13 protein-coding genes and 3 tRNA genes are annotated in these 16,437 nt (G+C 65.7%); 5 read left to right on the forward strand and 11 right to left on the reverse strand.

The window, feature by feature from the left end:
* Positions 1-24: 24 nt before the first annotated feature.
* Positions 25-948: a translation elongation factor Ts gene (tsf, locus tag QMO14_RS25210; RefSeq protein WP_301510495.1), complete on the reverse strand. Its 924-nt coding sequence runs from the start codon at positions 946-948 to the stop codon at positions 25-27.
* An 80-nt stretch (positions 949-1,028) separates the two neighbouring features.
* The gene (gene rpsB, locus QMO14_RS25215; protein ID WP_093202355.1) at positions 1,029-1,781 is read right to left on the reverse strand and encodes a 30S ribosomal protein S2; all 753 of its coding nucleotides are present in this window, start codon (positions 1,779-1,781) and stop codon (positions 1,029-1,031) included.
* A 208-nt stretch (positions 1,782-1,989) separates the two neighbouring features.
* On the opposite strand from rpsB, the gene QMO14_RS25220 reads away from it, so the two are divergent.
* Both QMO14_RS25220 and QMO14_RS25225 read left to right on the forward strand, forming a co-directional pair.
* The gene (locus QMO14_RS25220) at positions 1,990-3,312 is read left to right on the forward strand and encodes an amidase (RefSeq protein ID WP_301510496.1); all 1,323 of its coding nucleotides are present in this window, start codon (positions 1,990-1,992) and stop codon (positions 3,310-3,312) included.
* A gap of 56 nt (positions 3,313-3,368) precedes the next feature.
* A complete protein-coding gene (locus QMO14_RS25225; protein WP_301510498.1) occupies positions 3,369-4,622 on the forward strand; it encodes a D-amino acid dehydrogenase in 1,254 nt (417 codons plus the stop codon).
* On the opposite strand, the gene QMO14_RS25230 is transcribed toward QMO14_RS25225, so the two are convergent.
* Positions 4,612-5,040: a hypothetical protein gene (locus QMO14_RS25230; protein ID WP_301510500.1), complete on the reverse strand. Its 429-nt coding sequence runs from the start codon at positions 5,038-5,040 to the stop codon at positions 4,612-4,614. The genes QMO14_RS25225 and QMO14_RS25230 overlap by 11 nt on opposite strands.
* A gap of 53 nt (positions 5,041-5,093) precedes the next feature.
* Between QMO14_RS25230 and QMO14_RS25235 the strand changes: the two genes are divergently transcribed.
* Positions 5,094-6,554, forward strand: a complete 1,461-nt coding sequence (locus QMO14_RS25235; RefSeq protein WP_301510502.1) for an NAD(P)H-hydrate dehydratase — start codon at positions 5,094-5,096, stop codon at positions 6,552-6,554.
* A 6-nt stretch (positions 6,555-6,560) separates the two neighbouring features.
* Here the strand turns inward: QMO14_RS25235 and QMO14_RS25240 are convergent, their stop codons facing one another.
* Both QMO14_RS25240 and rnr read right to left on the reverse strand, forming a co-directional pair.
* The gene (locus tag QMO14_RS25240; protein ID WP_176664295.1) at positions 6,561-7,325 is read right to left on the reverse strand and encodes an SDR family oxidoreductase; all 765 of its coding nucleotides are present in this window, start codon (positions 7,323-7,325) and stop codon (positions 6,561-6,563) included.
* A gap of 60 nt (positions 7,326-7,385) precedes the next feature.
* Positions 7,386-9,683, reverse strand: a complete 2,298-nt coding sequence (rnr, locus tag QMO14_RS25245) for a ribonuclease R (protein ID WP_301510512.1) — start codon at positions 9,681-9,683, stop codon at positions 7,386-7,388.
* Positions 9,684-9,737: 54 nt separating this feature from the next.
* Between rnr and QMO14_RS25250 the strand changes: the two genes are divergently transcribed.
* Positions 9,738-9,822, forward strand: a tRNA-Leu gene (locus QMO14_RS25250).
* A 206-nt stretch (positions 9,823-10,028) separates the two neighbouring features.
* Positions 10,029-10,113, forward strand: a tRNA-Leu gene (locus QMO14_RS25255).
* Between the two features lie 81 nt (positions 10,114-10,194).
* Here QMO14_RS25255 and rimO read toward each other — a convergent pair.
* The 6 genes from rimO to QMO14_RS25285 form a co-directional block, all read right to left on the reverse strand.
* Positions 10,195-11,601, reverse strand: a complete 1,407-nt coding sequence (rimO, locus tag QMO14_RS25260) for a 30S ribosomal protein S12 methylthiotransferase RimO (protein ID WP_301510506.1) — start codon at positions 11,599-11,601, stop codon at positions 10,195-10,197.
* Positions 11,602-11,679: 78 nt separating this feature from the next.
* Complete coding sequence (gene phaR, locus QMO14_RS25265; RefSeq protein WP_301510508.1) at positions 11,680-12,240, reverse strand: polyhydroxyalkanoate synthesis repressor PhaR; 561 nt, start codon at positions 12,238-12,240, stop codon at positions 11,680-11,682.
* Between the two features lie 74 nt (positions 12,241-12,314).
* A complete protein-coding gene (locus tag QMO14_RS25270; RefSeq protein ID WP_301510509.1) occupies positions 12,315-12,683 on the reverse strand; it encodes a hypothetical protein in 369 nt (122 codons plus the stop codon).
* A gap of 169 nt (positions 12,684-12,852) precedes the next feature.
* Positions 12,853-12,929, reverse strand: a tRNA-Val gene (locus tag QMO14_RS25275).
* A gap of 48 nt (positions 12,930-12,977) precedes the next feature.
* On the reverse strand, positions 12,978-15,167 hold the full coding sequence (locus QMO14_RS25280) for a bifunctional (p)ppGpp synthetase/guanosine-3',5'-bis(diphosphate) 3'-pyrophosphohydrolase (protein ID WP_301510513.1): 2,190 nt from the start codon (positions 15,165-15,167) through the stop codon (positions 12,978-12,980).
* Between the two features lie 90 nt (positions 15,168-15,257).
* A complete protein-coding gene (locus tag QMO14_RS25285; RefSeq protein WP_301510510.1) occupies positions 15,258-16,268 on the reverse strand; it encodes an alpha/beta fold hydrolase in 1,011 nt (336 codons plus the stop codon).
* Positions 16,269-16,437 lie beyond the last annotated feature (169 nt).

A 16,437-nucleotide genomic window follows, 5' to 3' on the forward strand; every position in this document is an offset into this window, starting at 1 on the left:
CACCGTCGCTGGAGCCGTAAAGGCTTAAGCAGCAGCCTTGGCTGCGGCGACTTGAGCGGCGACCTCTGCGGCGAAGTCGTCAACTTTCTTCTCAATGCCTTCGCCGACCACGTACAGGGTGAAGCCCTTGATCGTGGTGTTGACAGCCTTGAGCATCTGCTCGACGGTCTGCTTGTCGTTCTTCACGAACGGCTGGTTGTGCAGCGAGACTTCCTTGAGGAACTTCTGCACGCCGCCTTCGATGCGCTTGGCGACGATGTCGGCCGGCTGCGGCTTCTTGCCTTCGGCTTCGGCCGTCTTGCGGTCTTCTTCCGCCTTGCCGGCTGCCACGGCGCGTTCCTTCTCGATCAGCTCGGCGGGCACGTCCGAAGCGGAGATCGACACGGGCTTCATGGCGGCGATGTGCATCGCGACGTCCTTGCCGGCGGTGTCGTCACCTTCGAACTCGACCATCACGCCGATGCGCGTGCCGTGCAGGTACGAGGCCAGCTTGCCGTTGCCGGCGAAGCGCTTGAAGCGGCGGAACGTCATGTTCTCGCCGATCTTGCCGATCAGGCCCTTGCGCACGTCCTCGAGCGTGGGGCCGAAGCCGTCCTGCTCGTAGGCCAGGGCGCCCAGAGCGGCGATGTCGGCGGGGTTCTTCTCGGCGATCAGCTTGGCGGCGGCGTTGACCAGGGCCAGGAAGCTGTCGTTCTTAGAGACGAAGTCGGTTTCGCAGTTGACTTCGATCATCGCGCCGGCGTCAGCGGCAACGTATGCAGCCACCACGCCTTCGGCGGTGATACGGCTCGATGCCTTGCCGGCCTTGTTGCCGAGCTTGATGCGCAGCAGCTCTTCGGCCTTTTCCATGTTGCCGTCGGCCTCGGTCAGGGCCTTCTTGCATTCCATCATCGGCGCGTCGGTCTTTGCGCGCAGTTCGCCCACCATGCTTGCGGTGATTGCAGCCATTTTGTATCTCCGTGAATTCAAAAATCAGGTTAAAAAAAAGGGGCACCAAAGCCCCTTCTTCAGGCTCGCGGGCGCGCCAATCAGGCCGAAGCGCCCTCTTCGACTTCGACGAATTCGTCATTGCCTTCGGCGATGGCCTTGACCACGTCGCCGGTGGCGCTGTTGCGGCCCTCGATGATCGCATCGGCGATGCCGCGGGCGTACAGCGTGACGGCCTTCGACGAGTCGTCGTTGCCGGGGATCACGTAGTCGATGCCTTCGGGCGAGTGGTTGGAGTCAACCACGCCGATCAGCGGAATGCCGAGCTTCTTGGCTTCGGCCACGGCGATCTTGTGGAAGCCCACGTCGATCACGAAGATGGCGTCGGGCAGAGCGGCCATGTCCTGGATGCCGCCGATGTCCTTCTCGAGCTTCTCGATTTCGCGCGTGAAGGTCAGCTGCTCCTTCTTGCTCAGACTGTCGAGACCGGCTTCCTGCTGGGCCTTCATGTCCTTCAGACGCTTGATCGAGGTCTTGACGGTCTTGAAGTTGGTCAGCATGCCGCCGAGCCAGCGGGTGTCGACGAAGGGCACGCCGGCGCGACGGGCTTCAGCCGCCACGATTTCGCGGGCCTGGCGCTTCGTGCCGACCATCAGGATCGTGCCGCGGTTGGCGGTGAGCTGCTTGGCGTACTTCATCGCATCCTGGAACATCGGGAGCGACTTTTCCAGGTTGATGATGTGGATCTTGTTGCGATGACCGAAGATGTACGGAGCCATCTTGGGGTTCCAGAAGCGGGTTTGGTGACCGAAATGGACGCCTGCTTCCAGCATTTCGCGCATGGTGGTGGACATTGAAATTACTCCAAAGGTTGGGTCTAAAATCCAGCCCGTTTTGCGCTCTTTGAATCGAGTCACAACACCTTGATTGGGCCGGTTTGCGGATGTGTCTGGCTGGATGCAACGGGAGCCGTTGCCCGACCAGCGAAACCCAAAGAGTATAGCACGGCCCGCCGCCCCTCCCCCTGAACCCGAGCCGTCCCAGCGGCACCTGCAGCTCTTCATGAACGACCTTCACGCCACCCGTCTCAACCTTCTGGCAGGTGGCACCGATGCACGCACCGAAATGGAGCGCGCCATCGACGTCTCCAGGTCCGCCGCCTGTGCCCACGTCTTCACCCGCACGATGTTCGACGAGGCCCTGCAGGCCGCCTCCGCGTCGGACCCCGCCGGCCGCCTGGCCGGCCTCGCCTTCACCGCCAAAGACCTTTTCGACGTCGGGGGCCAGGCGACGCCCGCCGGCTCCGCCGTTCTGGCCCACGCCCCGGCAGCCAGATCCGACTCCCCCGCCGTGGCCCGGCTGCACGCCGCCGGCGGCGTGCTGACCGGCCGGACCAACATGACGGAATTCGCCTTCTCGGGCGTTGGCGTCAATCCGCATCATGGAACGCCGGCCAATGTCAGCGACGCCGTGGTGCCGCGCATTCCGGGCGGCTCGTCGTCCGGGGCAGCGATTTCGGTCGCCAGCGGGGCCGCCTTCATCGGCCTGGGCTCCGACACCGGCGGTTCGATCCGCATTCCGGCGGCGCTCAATGGCATCGTCGGCTTCAAGAACACCGCCCGGCTGACGCCCACCGCCGGTGCGCTGCCGCTCTCGACCACCCTGGACACCGTCTGCGCCATGACGCGCTCGGTGCGCGATGCCATCACGGCGCACGAGATCCTCGCCGCCCGGCACGTGACGGCCGGCAACGCCCCGCTGGCGGCCTACAGCCTCGCGGTGGTGAAGAACGTGTTCTTCGACGGCATCGAGCCCGCCGTAGCCACTGCCTTCGAGCGCTCGCTGAAGACGCTTCGCGCCGCTGGCGCCCGCATCGTGGAGATCGAGCTGCCCGAGTTGGCCGAGCTTGGCGCCATCAACGCCACCGGCGGCTTCTCCGCCGCCGAGTCGTACGCCTGGCACCGACTGCTGCTGGAACGCAGCGGCGCGGGCTACGACCCGCGCGTGGCCCAGCGCATCCTGCGCGGCGCCACGATGAAGGCGCACGAGTACATCGACCTGATCCACGCCCGCCGTGACTGGATCGCCCGCGTCGAAGCCGCGCTCGCGCTCTTCGACGCCGTGCTGTCGCCGACCGTGCCCATCACGGCGCCGCCCATCGCCAGCGTGGCGCCGGGCGCCGAGCGCGACGAAGAATTCTTCCGCATCAATGCGCTGCTATTGCGCAATCCGTCGATCGTCAACATGCTCGACGGCTGCGCCATCTCGCTGCCCTGCCACGCTCCCGGCGAACTGCCGGTGGGCCTGATGCTGTGGCATGCCGCGCTGCACGACGACGCCATCCTCGCGGTGGCGCTCCAGACCGAGCGCGCGCTGCAAGAATAACGGCCGACGGCGCCCGCACCACGGGCGCCAGCCATCTCTTTCATCCTGAATACTCAATGAAAATCGCGATCGTGGGCGCCGGCATCATCGGCGTCACCACCGCCTGGGAACTGGTTTCCGACGGCCATGAAGTGACCGTGTTCGAGCGACGGGGCGCCGCCGCCGAGGAAGCCAGCTTCGCCAACGCCGGCGTGGTCGCTCCCGGATACGTCACGCCGTGGGCCGGCCCCGGCATGCGCGGCAAGGTGCTGCGCTCCCTGCTGTCTTCCCACGGCGCCATCAAGCTGCGCTGGCCGCTGGGCTCACGCGATCTCGGCTGGCTCTCCCGCTGGCAGAAGGCCTGCAAGCTCGACACCTACCTGGCCAACCGCGCCCGCATGCAGCGCCTGGCGTTCTACAGCCGCAACCGGCTGCACGAAGTGACCGAGGCACGCGAACTCAGCTACGAGCGCAGCGACGGCTACTTGGTGCTGCTTCGCTCCAAGCGCGAGAAGAAACTGGTGCAACCGGGGCTCGACGTGCTGCGCGCGGCCGGCAGCGTCTTCAAGGAAGTCGATGCCGACGAGGCGCGGCTGATCGAACCCGCCCTCAACCCGGACACCCCGCTGGCAGGCGCCATCCACCTGCCCGAGGACGAAGTGGCCAACTGCCGCCAGTTCGCGCTGCTGCTCAAGTGGGAGGCCGAGTCGCTCGGCGCGCAGTTTCACTTCAACTGCGACATCGCGCCGCTGAGCCGCGCCGCGCCCACGTCGCTGTCGCTGGCAAGCGGCTCCGACCCGGTTCGCTACGACGCCGTCGTGGTGTGCGCCGGCCTGGAGTCGGCCGCGCTGCTGCGACCGCTGGGCCTGCGCATTCCGATGGCGCCGGTCTACGGCCATTCGGTGAGCGCGCCGATCCGCGAGCCGCTCAACGCCCCGCGCAGCGCGGTGATGGACGAGCGCTTCAAGGTCGCCATCTCCCGCCTGGGCCAGCGCGTGCGCGTGGCCGGAAGCGCCGAGATCGGCGGCTCCCTGGACACGATGAATCCCGCCGCGGTGCAGACGCTCTACAAGGTGCTGCACGACTGGTTCCCGGGCGCCGCCACGCTGCAGTCCGGCATCCAGCAATGGAAAGGCGCGCGGCCGATGCTGCCCGATGGCCCACCGGTGCTGGGCGCCAGCGGCATTCCGGGCGTATGGCTCAACCTCGGGCATGGGTCGAGCGGCTGGGCGCTGTCTTGCGGCAGCGCGCGCGTGCTGGGCGACCTGATTGCCGGGCGCGAGGCGGGCATCGACCTCGAAGGACTCGGGGTCGAACGGCTCAGTCTTTAGGCCCCCATCGGCGCAGGACTTCGGGGCTCGCCGGCTTCTCGACAGGAAGCTCCGGCTCTGGCGGAGGCCGGAGCCTGCCGGCGACCCAGGCCAGCAAGCCGGGGCAGATCAACGCGAAGAAGATCAGGCACAGCGCACCGGCGCCCAGCAGTGCCAGCCGCGTCAGGCCGGAAGCTCCTTCGGCCGGCAGGTCGAACCAGCGGATCACGCTGATGCCGAAGCCGACATTCGCGGCCCAGGCCGCGTCTCGCAGCGGAATCCACCGCCTGAACTCGGCCAGCAGGAAAACACCCCAAACGACGCACAGAAGGCCAAAGACCCATCCGAATCCCGCAATCCACGCCAGCGTCGCGACGAGAAAGGCAACAAGCGCCGCGAGAAGCAGGACAAGCAGCCAACCGACGCTCTTGAAGTTCATCCCCGGATGATAGGGAGGCGCGCCGCCAGGCGGGCCGGCGGCACAATGCGCCGATGCAACGCATCACCTCCGCCACCGCCGCCGATCTGTTCGACATCGCCGCCACGCGCCGCATCGAACAGGCCGCATCGGCCGCCCTGCCCGCCCACACGCTGATGCGGCGTGCGGGCCTTGCGGCGGCACGGCTCGCGATGGCAATCGCGCCGCACGCGCGCACGATCTGGGTGGCCTGCGGGCCAGGCAACAACGGTGGCGACGGGTTCGAGGCTGCCGCCCAACTGCGGCACCGGGGCTTCTTTCCGGTAGTCACATTCCTCGGCGATGAAGGCAAGCTGCCACCGGACGCCAAGGCATCGCTGCAGCGGGCGCGCGACACAGGCGTCACCTTCGCATCGACGCCGCCTTCAGCCTACGAACTGGCGATCGACGCGCTGCTCGGCATCGGCTCGACACGACCACCCGAAGGCGCGATGGCTGACTGGCTGGACAAGATGCACACGAGTGGCCAGCCCGTGCTGTGCGTCGATGTGCCCTCGGGCCTGGACGCGGATACCGGCACACTGCCTCAAGGCGCCAGCCAATCGCAGGCATCGATCCGCACCTGCATCACCTTCCTCACGCTGAAACCCGGCCTGTTCACCGCTCAGGGCCGCGACGCAGCAGGCACAGTCTGGTTGGATGACCTGGGTTGCAGCGCCTTCAAGGACCAGCCGGTAGCACGAATCGTCGGAGCGCCCGAAGCCCAGCCACGCAACCACGCCTCGCACAAGGGCAGCTACGGCGRCGTCGCGGTGATCGGCGGAGCGTCCGGCATGGCCGGCGCCGCCTTGCTGGCGGGCTCGGCTGCGCTGCATGCGGGCGCAGGCCGCGTGTTTGTCGGGCTGCTCGACCCAAGTGCAGCGCCTGTCGACACCGCGCAGCCCGAGCTGATGCTGCGCGATGCACGAACGCTCGATCTCTCGAACATGACGGCGGTCTGCGGTTGCGGCGCAGGAGAAGCCGTGGGCGAACTGCTGCCACGCGTGCTTTCGACGGCAGCCGCCCTGGTGCTCGATGCCGACGCGCTCAACGCCATCGCAGCCGACGGCGCGCTGCAAGCCCAGTTGGCATCGCGCGGAAAAGATGGGTCGCTCACAGTGATCACGCCGCACCCACTGGAGGCAGCGCGCCTGCTGGGCCGATCGGTCGGTGAAGTTCAGGCAGACAGGCTGGCCGCAGCCCGCGAACTCGCCACACGCTTCAGCGTGGTGGCCGTACTCAAGGGCTCGGGTTCCGTCATCGCCAGTCCTGGCAAGGCGCCACCGGTCATCAACCTGAGCGGCAACGCCCGCCTCGCAACCGCGGGCACCGGTGACGTGCTGGCCGGCATGATCGGCGCGGCGCTGGCCGCGGGCCGCCCCGCCTTCGAAGCAGCGCGCGAAGCCGTCTGGCAGCACGGCCACATCGCAGACACCTGGCCGGCCGACGCAGCCCCGCTCACGGCCGGCTCACTGGCCCGCCGCGCACCGGCCTGAGAGGCCTCAGCCGCGCCCGACGAAGGGCATCTTCGTCGCCATGATGGTGTGGAAGAGCACGTTGGCTTCCAGCGGCAGGTTCGCCATGTAGAGCACCGACTGGCCGACGATCTTCACGTCGATCAGAGGCTCGATCGCCAGCTCGCCGTTGGCCTGCGGCACGCCCTTGGCCATGCGTGCGGCCAGCTCCGTCATCGCGTTGCCCACGTCCACCTGCCCCACGGCGATATCGTACTTGCGGCCATCGAGCGAGGCGGTCTTGGTCAGCCCTTCGACCGCATGCTTGGTAGCGGTGTACGCAGCCGAGTTCGGACGCGGCGCCGTGGCCGAGATGGAGCCGTTGTTGATGATGCGGCCACCCATCGGCGTCTGCGCCTTCATCGTGCGGAAGGCCTGCTGGATGCAGAAGAACATGCCGGTAAGGTTGATGTCGACCACGCCTTGCCATTGCTCGGGCGTCCAGTCCTCGAACGGGCCCGGCGGGTTGCCCACGCCAGCGTTGTTGAACAGCAGGTCGACCCGGCCGAAGCGCTCGACCGTCGCGGCGAACAGGGCCTGCACCGAGGCCGCGTTCGATACGTCGGTTGGCACGGCGAAGGCGCGCGCGCCGGCGCCCGATTCTTCGGCCACTTGCTCCAGCGGCTCCAGGCGGCGGCCGGCCAGCGCCACGCTCCAGCCGTCGCCCAGCAGCGCCAGCGCGGCGGCGCGGCCGATGCCGGAACCAGCCCCCGTGACGATGGCGATACGGCCCTTGTTGTCTTCAGCGCTCATGCTGTCTGTCTCTTTCTTTTCGGTTGGTCGATGATTCGTTCGATGGTCGTACAGGCACGGTCAGCGGCGCGGCTTGCGCCCCTTGCCCTTCATCTTGCTGGCGGCTTTCTTCACCGCCGACTTGAAGGCCTGCATTGCCGACTGCGCCCCGGCCGCAGCCGAAGTGGAAGCCTCCGCGCGCGGCTCGGCCTTGCCGGCCTCCGCCCTGTGGCGCGTGCCGCGCTTTGCCGAAGCCTTGACCGGCACGCCCGACGATGCCGCGCCCTTGTCCTTCATGGCGCGGGCAGCGAGTTCTTCGCCTTCGCGCACAAGGCGGAAGTCGATCTTGCGGCCGTCCAGGTCGACGCGGCTCACCTGCACCCGCACCCGAGTGCCGATGGCATAGCGGATGCCGGTGCGCTCGCCGCGCAACTCCTGGCGCATTTCGTCGAACTTGAAATACTCGCCGCCGAGCTCGGTGATGTGCACCAGGCCCTCGACGTACATCGCATCGAGCGTGACGAAGATGCCGAAGGTGGTGGCCGCGGTGACCACGCCGCCGTATTCCTCGCCGAGATGCTCGCGCATGTACTTGCACTTGAGCCAGGCCTCGACGTCGCGGCTGGCCTCGTCGGCGCGGCGCTCGTTGGCGCTGCAATGCAGGCCCGCGGCCTCCCACGCCATGACTTCCTTGCTGGGCGCGACCGTGGCTTTCTGCGGCTTGGCCGTGGGCGCCTTCACGCGCGACGCGAGGCGCTTGGCCAGCTTGGCATGCGCCTCGCCGGGGGTGGGCAGCATGGGCAGCTGATAGCGCGTCTTGCCGAGGATCGCCTTGATCACGCGGTGCACCAGCAGGTCCGGATAGCGCCGGATCGGGCTGGTGAAGTGCGTGTAGGCCTCGTAGGCCAGGCCGAAGTGGCCGCTGTTGATCGGCGTGTAGATCGCCTGCTGCATCGAGCGCAGCAGCATGGTGTGGATCTGCTGTGCGTCCGGGCGGTCCTTGGTGGCTTCGGCGATCGCCTGGAATTCACCGGGCCTTGGGTCGTCGGTGATGCTCAGGCCGACGCCCATGGCCTTCAGATAGCCGCGCAGGATTTCTTTCTTCTCGGGCGTGGGGCCTTCGTGCACGCGGTACAGGCCCGGGTGCTTGCCCTCGGCGATGAAGTCGGCGCTGCAGACGTTGGCGGCGAGCATCGCTTCCTCGATCAGGCGGTGCGCCTCGTTGCGCGTGCGCGGCACGATCTTCTCGATGCGGCCTGCGTCGTCGCAGATGATCTGCGTCTCGGTGGTTTCGAAATCGACTGCGCCGCGCTTGCCGCGCTGCTTGAGCAATGCCTTGTAGACGTCCGCGAGGTTCAGCAGGTCCTTGACGCGGTCCTTGCGCTTCGCAGCCTCCGGGCCGCGCGTGTTGCCGAGAATTGCAGCCACCTCGGTGTACGTGAAACGCGCGTGGCTGAACATCACGGCCGGATAGAACTGGTAGGCGTAGATCTCACCGTCGGCTGCAACCAGCATGTCGCAAACCATGCAAAGGCGCTCGACCTCGGGGTTCAGCGAGCACAGGCCGTTCGACAGCTTCTCCGGCAGCATCGGAATCACGCGGCGCGGGAAGTAGACGCTGGTGGCGCGGTCGTAGGCGTCGATGTCGATGGGCGAGCCGGTCTGCACATAGGCGCTGACGTCGGCAATGGCCACCAGCAGTCGCCAGCCCTTGCCGCGGCCCACCTTCGCGGGCTCGCAATACACGGCGTCGTCGAAGTCGCGCGCGTCTTCGCCGTCGATGGTGACGAGCGGGATGTCGGTGAGGTCGACGCGGCCTTTCTTGTCGGCGGGGCGGACCTTCTCAGGCAATGCCTTGGCCGCTGCCAGGCACTCCGCGGAAAACTCATGCGGCACGCCGTACTTGCGCACGGCAATCTCGATCTCCATGCCGGGATCGTCGATCTCGCCCAGCACTTCCTTCACACGACCCACAGGCTGGCCGAACAGGGCCGGCGGCTCGGTGAGTTGCACGACCACGACCTGCCCCACCTTCGCGGGACCGGTGGCTCCCTTGGGAATCAGGACGTCCTGGCCGTAGCGCTTGTCTTCCGGCGCAACGAGCCAGATGCCGCCTTCGTGCAGCAGGCGGCCAATGATGGGCTGCTCGGGGCGCTCGACGATCTCCACCACGCGCCCCTCAGGGCGGCCGCGGCGGTCCTGGCGCACGATGCGCGCCTTGACGCGGTCCTTGTGCAGCACCGCGCGCATTTCGTTGGGGGGCAGATAGATGTCCGCTTCACCATCGTCGCGTTGAACGAAGCCGTGCCCGTCGCGATGTCCTTGAACGGTTCCTTCGATTTCATCCAGCAGTCCGCTGGAAGTAACGTTATTTTTGATATGATCTCCTTCTTTCCTGAAATTCAAAACACGGTTGCTTCTGCAACCCTGTGGGCCCAGATGGCGGAATTGGTAGACGCACTAGTTTCAGGTACTAGCGAGTAACATCGTGGAGGTTCGAGTCCTCTTCTGGGCACCAAGTTTAAACAGACCTTTACCAGGCCATTCGATTCAAGCCACCGGTTTCCGGTGGCTTTTTTCATTGCCGATCGAATCCGCATCGAACGGCCGACGCGATCGAAGCACGAAGCGGACCGACGCAGAAATTTCTGCATGTAGCCTGCTTCGGTGAAATAGCCGCGACAAATTGTGTATACTCGCAGTCTTTGCTGAAAAGCAGAGAAAGCCCAGATGGCGGAATTGGTAGACGCACTAGTTTCAGGTACTAGCGAGTAACATCGTGGAGGTTCGAGTCCTCTTCTGGGCACCAAGTCAAAGCAGACCCTTACCAGGTCATCCGAATCAAGCCACCGTTCTCCGGTGGCTTTTTTCATGGTCGCTTGAATCCGCATCAAACGGGTAGCGCGATCAGGTCGTGGCCTTCGGCACCCACGATGCGCGCGCGGGTGAACTCACCCACCTTCAGCGTCTTACTGATCTTCTCGGGCGGCAGCAGTCGAACCGTGCCGTCGATTTCCGGCGCATCGGCGTATGTGCGCCCCACCCCGCCCTTGCGACCCATGGCAGGCGCCGAATCGACCAGCACCTGCATCGTCGAGCCGATGCGTTTCTGCAGCTTGGCGATCGACACCGCCTCAGCCACTTCCATGAAACGCGCCCGGCGCGCTTCACGCTCAGCCTCGGGCAGCATGCCGGGAATTTCGTTGGCAGTAGCACCCTCGACCGGGCTGTAGGCAAAACAGCCAGCGCGATCGATCTCGGCCTCGCGGATGAAGTCGAGCAGATGCTCGAACTCCTGCTCCGTCTCGCCAGGGAAGCCTGCGATGAAGGTGCTGCGGATCACGAGTTCCGGACACACCTCGCGCCAACGCGCCAGCCGCTCCAGGTTCTTCTCGCCGCTGGCCGGACGCTTCATGCGTTTCAGCACATCCGGATGGCTGTGCTGCAGGGGCACGTCGAGATACGGCAGCACCTGGCCGCTCGCCATCAACGGGATGATCTCGTCCACGCTCGGGTACGGGTACACATAGTGCAGACGAACCCACGCACCATACGGCTCGGCGATTTCACCCAGCGTGCGCACCAGTTCGAGCATGCGCGTCTTGACCGGTTTGCCATCCCAGAACCCCGTGCGGTACTTCACGTCGACGCCATAGGCCGAGGTGTCCTGGCTGATCACTAGCAGCTCTTTCACGCCGCCTTCGAACAAGGCCTTGGCCTCGCTCAGCACATCGCCGACCGGCCGCGACACGAGGTCGCCGCGCATCGAGGGGATGATGCAGAAGGTGCAGCGATGGTTGCAGCCCTCGCTGATCTTCAGGTAGGCATAGTGCCGCGGCGTCAGCTTGAGGCCCGCGACGCCAAAGGTGTTGGGCACGAGGTCGATGAAGGGATCATGCGGCTTCGGCAGATTGGCGTGCACCGCGTCCATCACCTCCTGCGTGGCGTGCGGACCAGTGACAGCCAGCACGCTCGGGTGCATCTGGCGCACCAGATTGCCGCCCTGGTCGCCGGTCTTGGCGCCCAGGCAGCCGGTGACGATCACGCGGCCGTTCTCGGCCAGCGCCTCGCCGATGGTGTCGAGGCTTTCCTTCACGGCATCGTCGATGAAGCCGCAAGTGTTGACGATCACAAGGTCGGCGCCTTCGAAAGTCTTGGCGGTCTGATAGCCCTCGGCACTCAGCTGGGTCAGGATCAATTCGGAATCGGTAAGGGCCTTGGGGCAGCCCAGGCTCACGAAGCCGACCTTGGGGGCGGTCGGCGCGGCTGTACGTTCGGGGGAGGCAACTTCGCTCATATGCCTCTATTGTCCCAGCTATCGGTGACGACGGGGCATCCAACGGTCAAGCGCTGCCTGCGGGCGCCTGCGCGCGGTTCAGGGGCGCTTGATACCAAAGGCCCCCAGCACCTGCTCGGTGTTCTTCTGCATCTGTTCCTGCATCTGCAGGAAAACGCTCTTCGATTGCTCGACGTAGCTGCCCATCAGCCCCTGCAGCATCGGCGACTGCATGGTCATGAAGCGCGCCCACATCTCGGGCGTCAGGCCCTCGGCCTTTTCTGCGAGTTGCGCCTGCACCTCGGTCATGGCCTGGATGTTCTTCTCGAGGTAAGGCCCCATGTAGCCCTGCATCGCCTGACCATAGAAGCGGATGATGTTGGCCAGCACCTGCTCGGTGAACATCGGCGCGCCACCCGCCTCTTCTTCGAGAATGATCTGCAGCAGGATGCTGCGCGTGAGGTCGTCACCGGTCTTGGCATCGCGCACCACGAACTGGGCATTCTGGATGACCAGCTGCTTCACCTCGGTCAACGTGATGTACGTGGATGTCTCGGTGTCGTAGAGCCTTCGGTTCGGGTATTTCTTGATCACACGCTGTACCGGCTTGACCCCGGACTTCTTGCTCTGCACTGCGGACTCCTTCACATGGACGCCCATGTCATCGGATGATTCTAGGGAGCGGTTTTGCTGCATCGCGACAAGGTTTACCCTGACCGGAGCGGGCACTTTCCTCACTCCTGAGATGTTGCGTACTCCGCACCGCACATGTGGCAGGACCCGACCTCGGGCCGCTCCCCGTCAGCCTTGCGGAATCGCAGCGGCGTCTTGTGGCCGTAGACCACCCAGCAGCGGGGACAGTGCTCCTGCCCGACAGTGGGAAGATAGGCACGCGCACGCTGCTCCGCGCGCTCCTCGGTCAAGGGCATGCCCTGCCGTTGGGCACGAACAACTTCGCGCGCAGCCATGGTTTCCGTGCGCCCACTTGCGTAATCATTGATGCCGTAAACGGCACGCGCAAACTCGAGGGGAGCCTGCTTGAGCAAGGCGGCCAGGCGCTCGTCGGCACGAGCCCGATCAACCAGCGTTGATCGCGTATTCATCGGATCGCCAATCAAGAAAAATGGAATGGAATTGCAGAGCGACCAAGGTAGCACAACAACATGCCGGGGTCTTTGCCTGCATCACCACAAGGGACGATATGTACACCAGGGAACCCGGTGCATGATCTGTTCGACTGATCCGGTGGTTGGCCGGGGTTGAAACAGAAATTGGTAGGCGCGATTGGACTCGAACCAACGACCCCCACCATGTCAAGGTGGTGCTCTAACCAGCTGAGCTACGCGCCTAAGGATGTGTCCGAGAAGCAGTTATTGTAGCAGGAGAAATCACGTTTTTCAGCGGCGACGCGCAGATCGCACACCAACAACTGCAGTGACGAGTCCGAGGACCTGCGTAAGCCGCGCGGCATCGGCGATTTCAACGGTGAAGGTCATCCACGCCGTGCCTTTGATCGACTGCGTCTGCACGCCGATCACATTCATCTTCTCGCGCGCGAAGACATCCGAGATGTCGCGCAAGAGGCCCTGGCGGTCGGCGGCTTCGACGGCCACGTCCACCGCATACACAGGCGCTTCGGCGCCCTTCTTCGCGACGCCCCACTCCACGTCGATGACGCGTTCGCCATCCTTCGCGGCCATCGTGCGGAAATTGCTGCAATCGCTGCGGTGCACGCTGACGCCATGGCCTCGCGTGACGAAGCCGCGGATCGCATCGGGCGGCGCCGGCTTGCAACACTTGGCCAGCTGCGTCATCAGCGAAGACACGCCCACCACGAGCACTCCGCCCTTGCCCGACTTCTCGCTGCCGCGCGCCTTCTTGATGAGCACGCCGTCGTCGGGGCCTTGTGCGGGTTCGGGCGGACGCAGCAGCGTCTCGATGTTGCGCAGCGAGAACTCGTCCTTGCCCACCACTTCGAACAGGTGGTCCGCCGACTTGAAGCCAAGCTGCGAAGCCAGGTCTTCGAGGCGCATGGCCGTCTTGCCTTCGCGCTGCAGCAGTTTCTCGACCGCTTCGCGTCCGCGCGCCACGGTCTCGTGCGTGATCTGCGCGTTGAACCATGCGCGCACCTTCGCGCGCGCGCGATGGCTGACCAGATAACCGAGCTCCGCATTGAGCCAGTCGCGCGAAGGCCCGCCTTCCTTGGCCGCGATGATCTCCACCGTCTGCCCGTTCGACAGCGGCGTGTTCAGCGGCACCATCGCACCGTCGACACGCGCCCCGCGGCAGCGATGGCCCAGCGTGGTGTGCACGGTGTACGCAAAGTCGACCGGCGTCGCGCCCTGCGGCAGTTCGACGATCGCCGCATCGGGCGTCAGCACATAGATGCGGTCGTCGAACAGGCCCTGCCCCTGCAGGCCACCGGAGAGATCGCGCTCCCAAGCCAGCAGCTGCCGCAGCACGGCGATCTTCGCGTCGTATTCGCCGCTGGCCCACACGCCTGCGTAGCCCTTGTGGCCGGCTTCCTTGTATGCCCAGTGCGCGGCCACGCCGTGCTCTGCGTGGTCGTGCATTTCCTCCGTGCGGATCTGGATCTCGATCGGCTTGCCCGCCTTGCCATCCACCAGCTCGCGCACCACGGTATGCAGCGACTGATATCCGTTGGGCTTGGGCCGCGCGATGTAGTCGTCGAACTCCTCGTCGATCGGCTGGAAGTGCGAGTGCACCCACGCCAGCGCCGCATAGCAGTCCTTCACATCGGGCACCACCACGCGCAACGCGAGGATGTCGAAGACCTGCGCAAAGTCGAGCGACTTGCCGCGCATCTTCTTCACGATGCTGTAGATGTTCTTCGGTCGCCCCTGCACCACGGCCTTGACGCCCTCGGCCTGCAGCTCGCGCTCGAGCTGCGAGCGCAGTTGCTCGACGTGCCCTTCGCGTTCGATGCGCTTCTCGTCGAGCAGACGCGCGATCAGCTTGTAGGTCTCGGGCTCGAGGAAGCGGAACGAGAGATCCTCGATCTCCCACTTCACCTGCCAGATGCCCAGCCGGTTGGCCAGCGGCGCAAACACCTGCAGCGACTCGCGCGCCACGCCCTCGGGCGCCGGCTGCTTGCTCGCCGCCGCGTGCCGCAGCGTCTGCAGGCGCGAAGCCAGCCGCAGCATCACCACGCGCAGGTCGCGCGAGAACGCCAGCAGCATCTTGCGCACGTTCTCGGTCTGGGCACCGGCGCCTTCCGCGTGATGTCCCTGCGAGGCCGAGCGGGCCTGCTCCTGCACGCGCACCAGCTTGGTTGTCTCGACCGCGAGCGCCGCGAAGTTGTCGCCGAACACCTTGGCGATCACCTCCTGCGGGCGGTTCAGGTGCTGGCACGAATAGACCAGGTAGCTCGCCGCCTGCATGGCCTCGGAGCCGCCCATCTTCGCGACGATGGCGGCGACCGCGTCGGCGTGCGCGAGCGTGTTCTCGCCGGTGTCGAGCTTCTCGTCGGCGATCAGTGGCTCTGCGAAGGCGCGCGCGCGGGCCAGCATGTTCTCCATCACCGGAGCGCGCTCCGCCGTTGCCGCGGACAGCGGGTAGTCGACCATGACCGCGTCGGACGCGGATGACGTCTGGAGGGTCGAAGAATCGCGCTTCACGCTTCGCTCACTTGCTCGATCAATCAATCGGTCGCTGGATCAGTCGAAAAGAAACCTGGTGACGACGGCGATCTGCGCGGGGTCGACGAAGGTCGGCGCATGGCCCACGCCCTCGAACTCGACCAGGGTTGCATGCGGGCCGCGCTGCGTCATGGCCACGGCAGTGTCGCGCGACAGCAGGTCCGATTCGGCACCGCGCGTGAGAAGCGTGCGAGCCTCGATGGCGTCGTACAGGCTCCACATGATCGCGCCGCCCTGTGCCGCGGCTTCGGGGGTGATGGCACGAAGCGCCACCCCGATGGCCGGGTCGTAGTGAAGCAGCCAGCGGCTGTCTTCGCTTTCTCTGCCGACTTCGCCGCCGTTCGCTTCGACCTTCGCCGAGCCATCGGCCGTGCGCTGCGAGGCAGGCACCACCATGTGCTGCGACAGCGCCAGCCACTGCTGCGGCGTGTGCGGACCGAATGTGGTCGACAGCGCCCACATGGCATCGGCCGCCGCCCGCACGCTCCCGTAGGCGCCGCTCTTGCCGACATAGGCACCGATGCGCTGCAGCGCGACCGGCTCGATGGTCGGGCCGACGTCGTTCGCAATGAAGCGGCGGATGGGCCGCGCCAGCGGCAATTCCTTGTGGCCCGCCAGCACGAAGCCGATCAACCCGCCCATGCTGGTGCCAATGTAGTCGAGCGTGCCAATCGGCCGCTCGCGATGCAACTGCGCGATCAGCGCGACCATGTCGGCTGCATACACCGGCACCTGATAGAGAGAGGGATCGCGCAGCCAGTCGCTGCGTCCGCGGCCCACCACGTCGGGGCAGACCACGCGCACGCCACCACCCGCACGCTCCACGATGGCCTGGGCCAGCAGGTCGAAATCGCGCCCCTGGCGGGTCAAGCCGTGAACGCAGATGACGACGTGTGCGCTGTGCGCGTCGCCCCATTGCCAATAGGCCATGCGGTGGCCGCCCTGGGCGTCATCGCACGCCACGTGATGAAGCGTCGGTTCGGTCATGGAAACGATGGTGTCCTGATGCGGATAATTGTCTCGCAGCATCCTACTTCAACCGGACTGTGGCTCTTGGTTTCCGAGGGAAGAAACCCCAGCGTCAGCCTCAACAAGCGGCCCAAGGACGGGCATCCTCGCGCGCTTGCTAACACGCGTCACCCCAAGGTAGTCGTAAAGAGTAGATCGGGATATCCCGAACACCCGGGAAAGCTCCAAC

The sequence above is a fragment of the Variovorax sp. CAN15 genome, from assembly GCF_030462475.1.
GTDB lineage: Bacteria > Pseudomonadota > Gammaproteobacteria > Burkholderiales > Burkholderiaceae_C > Variovorax.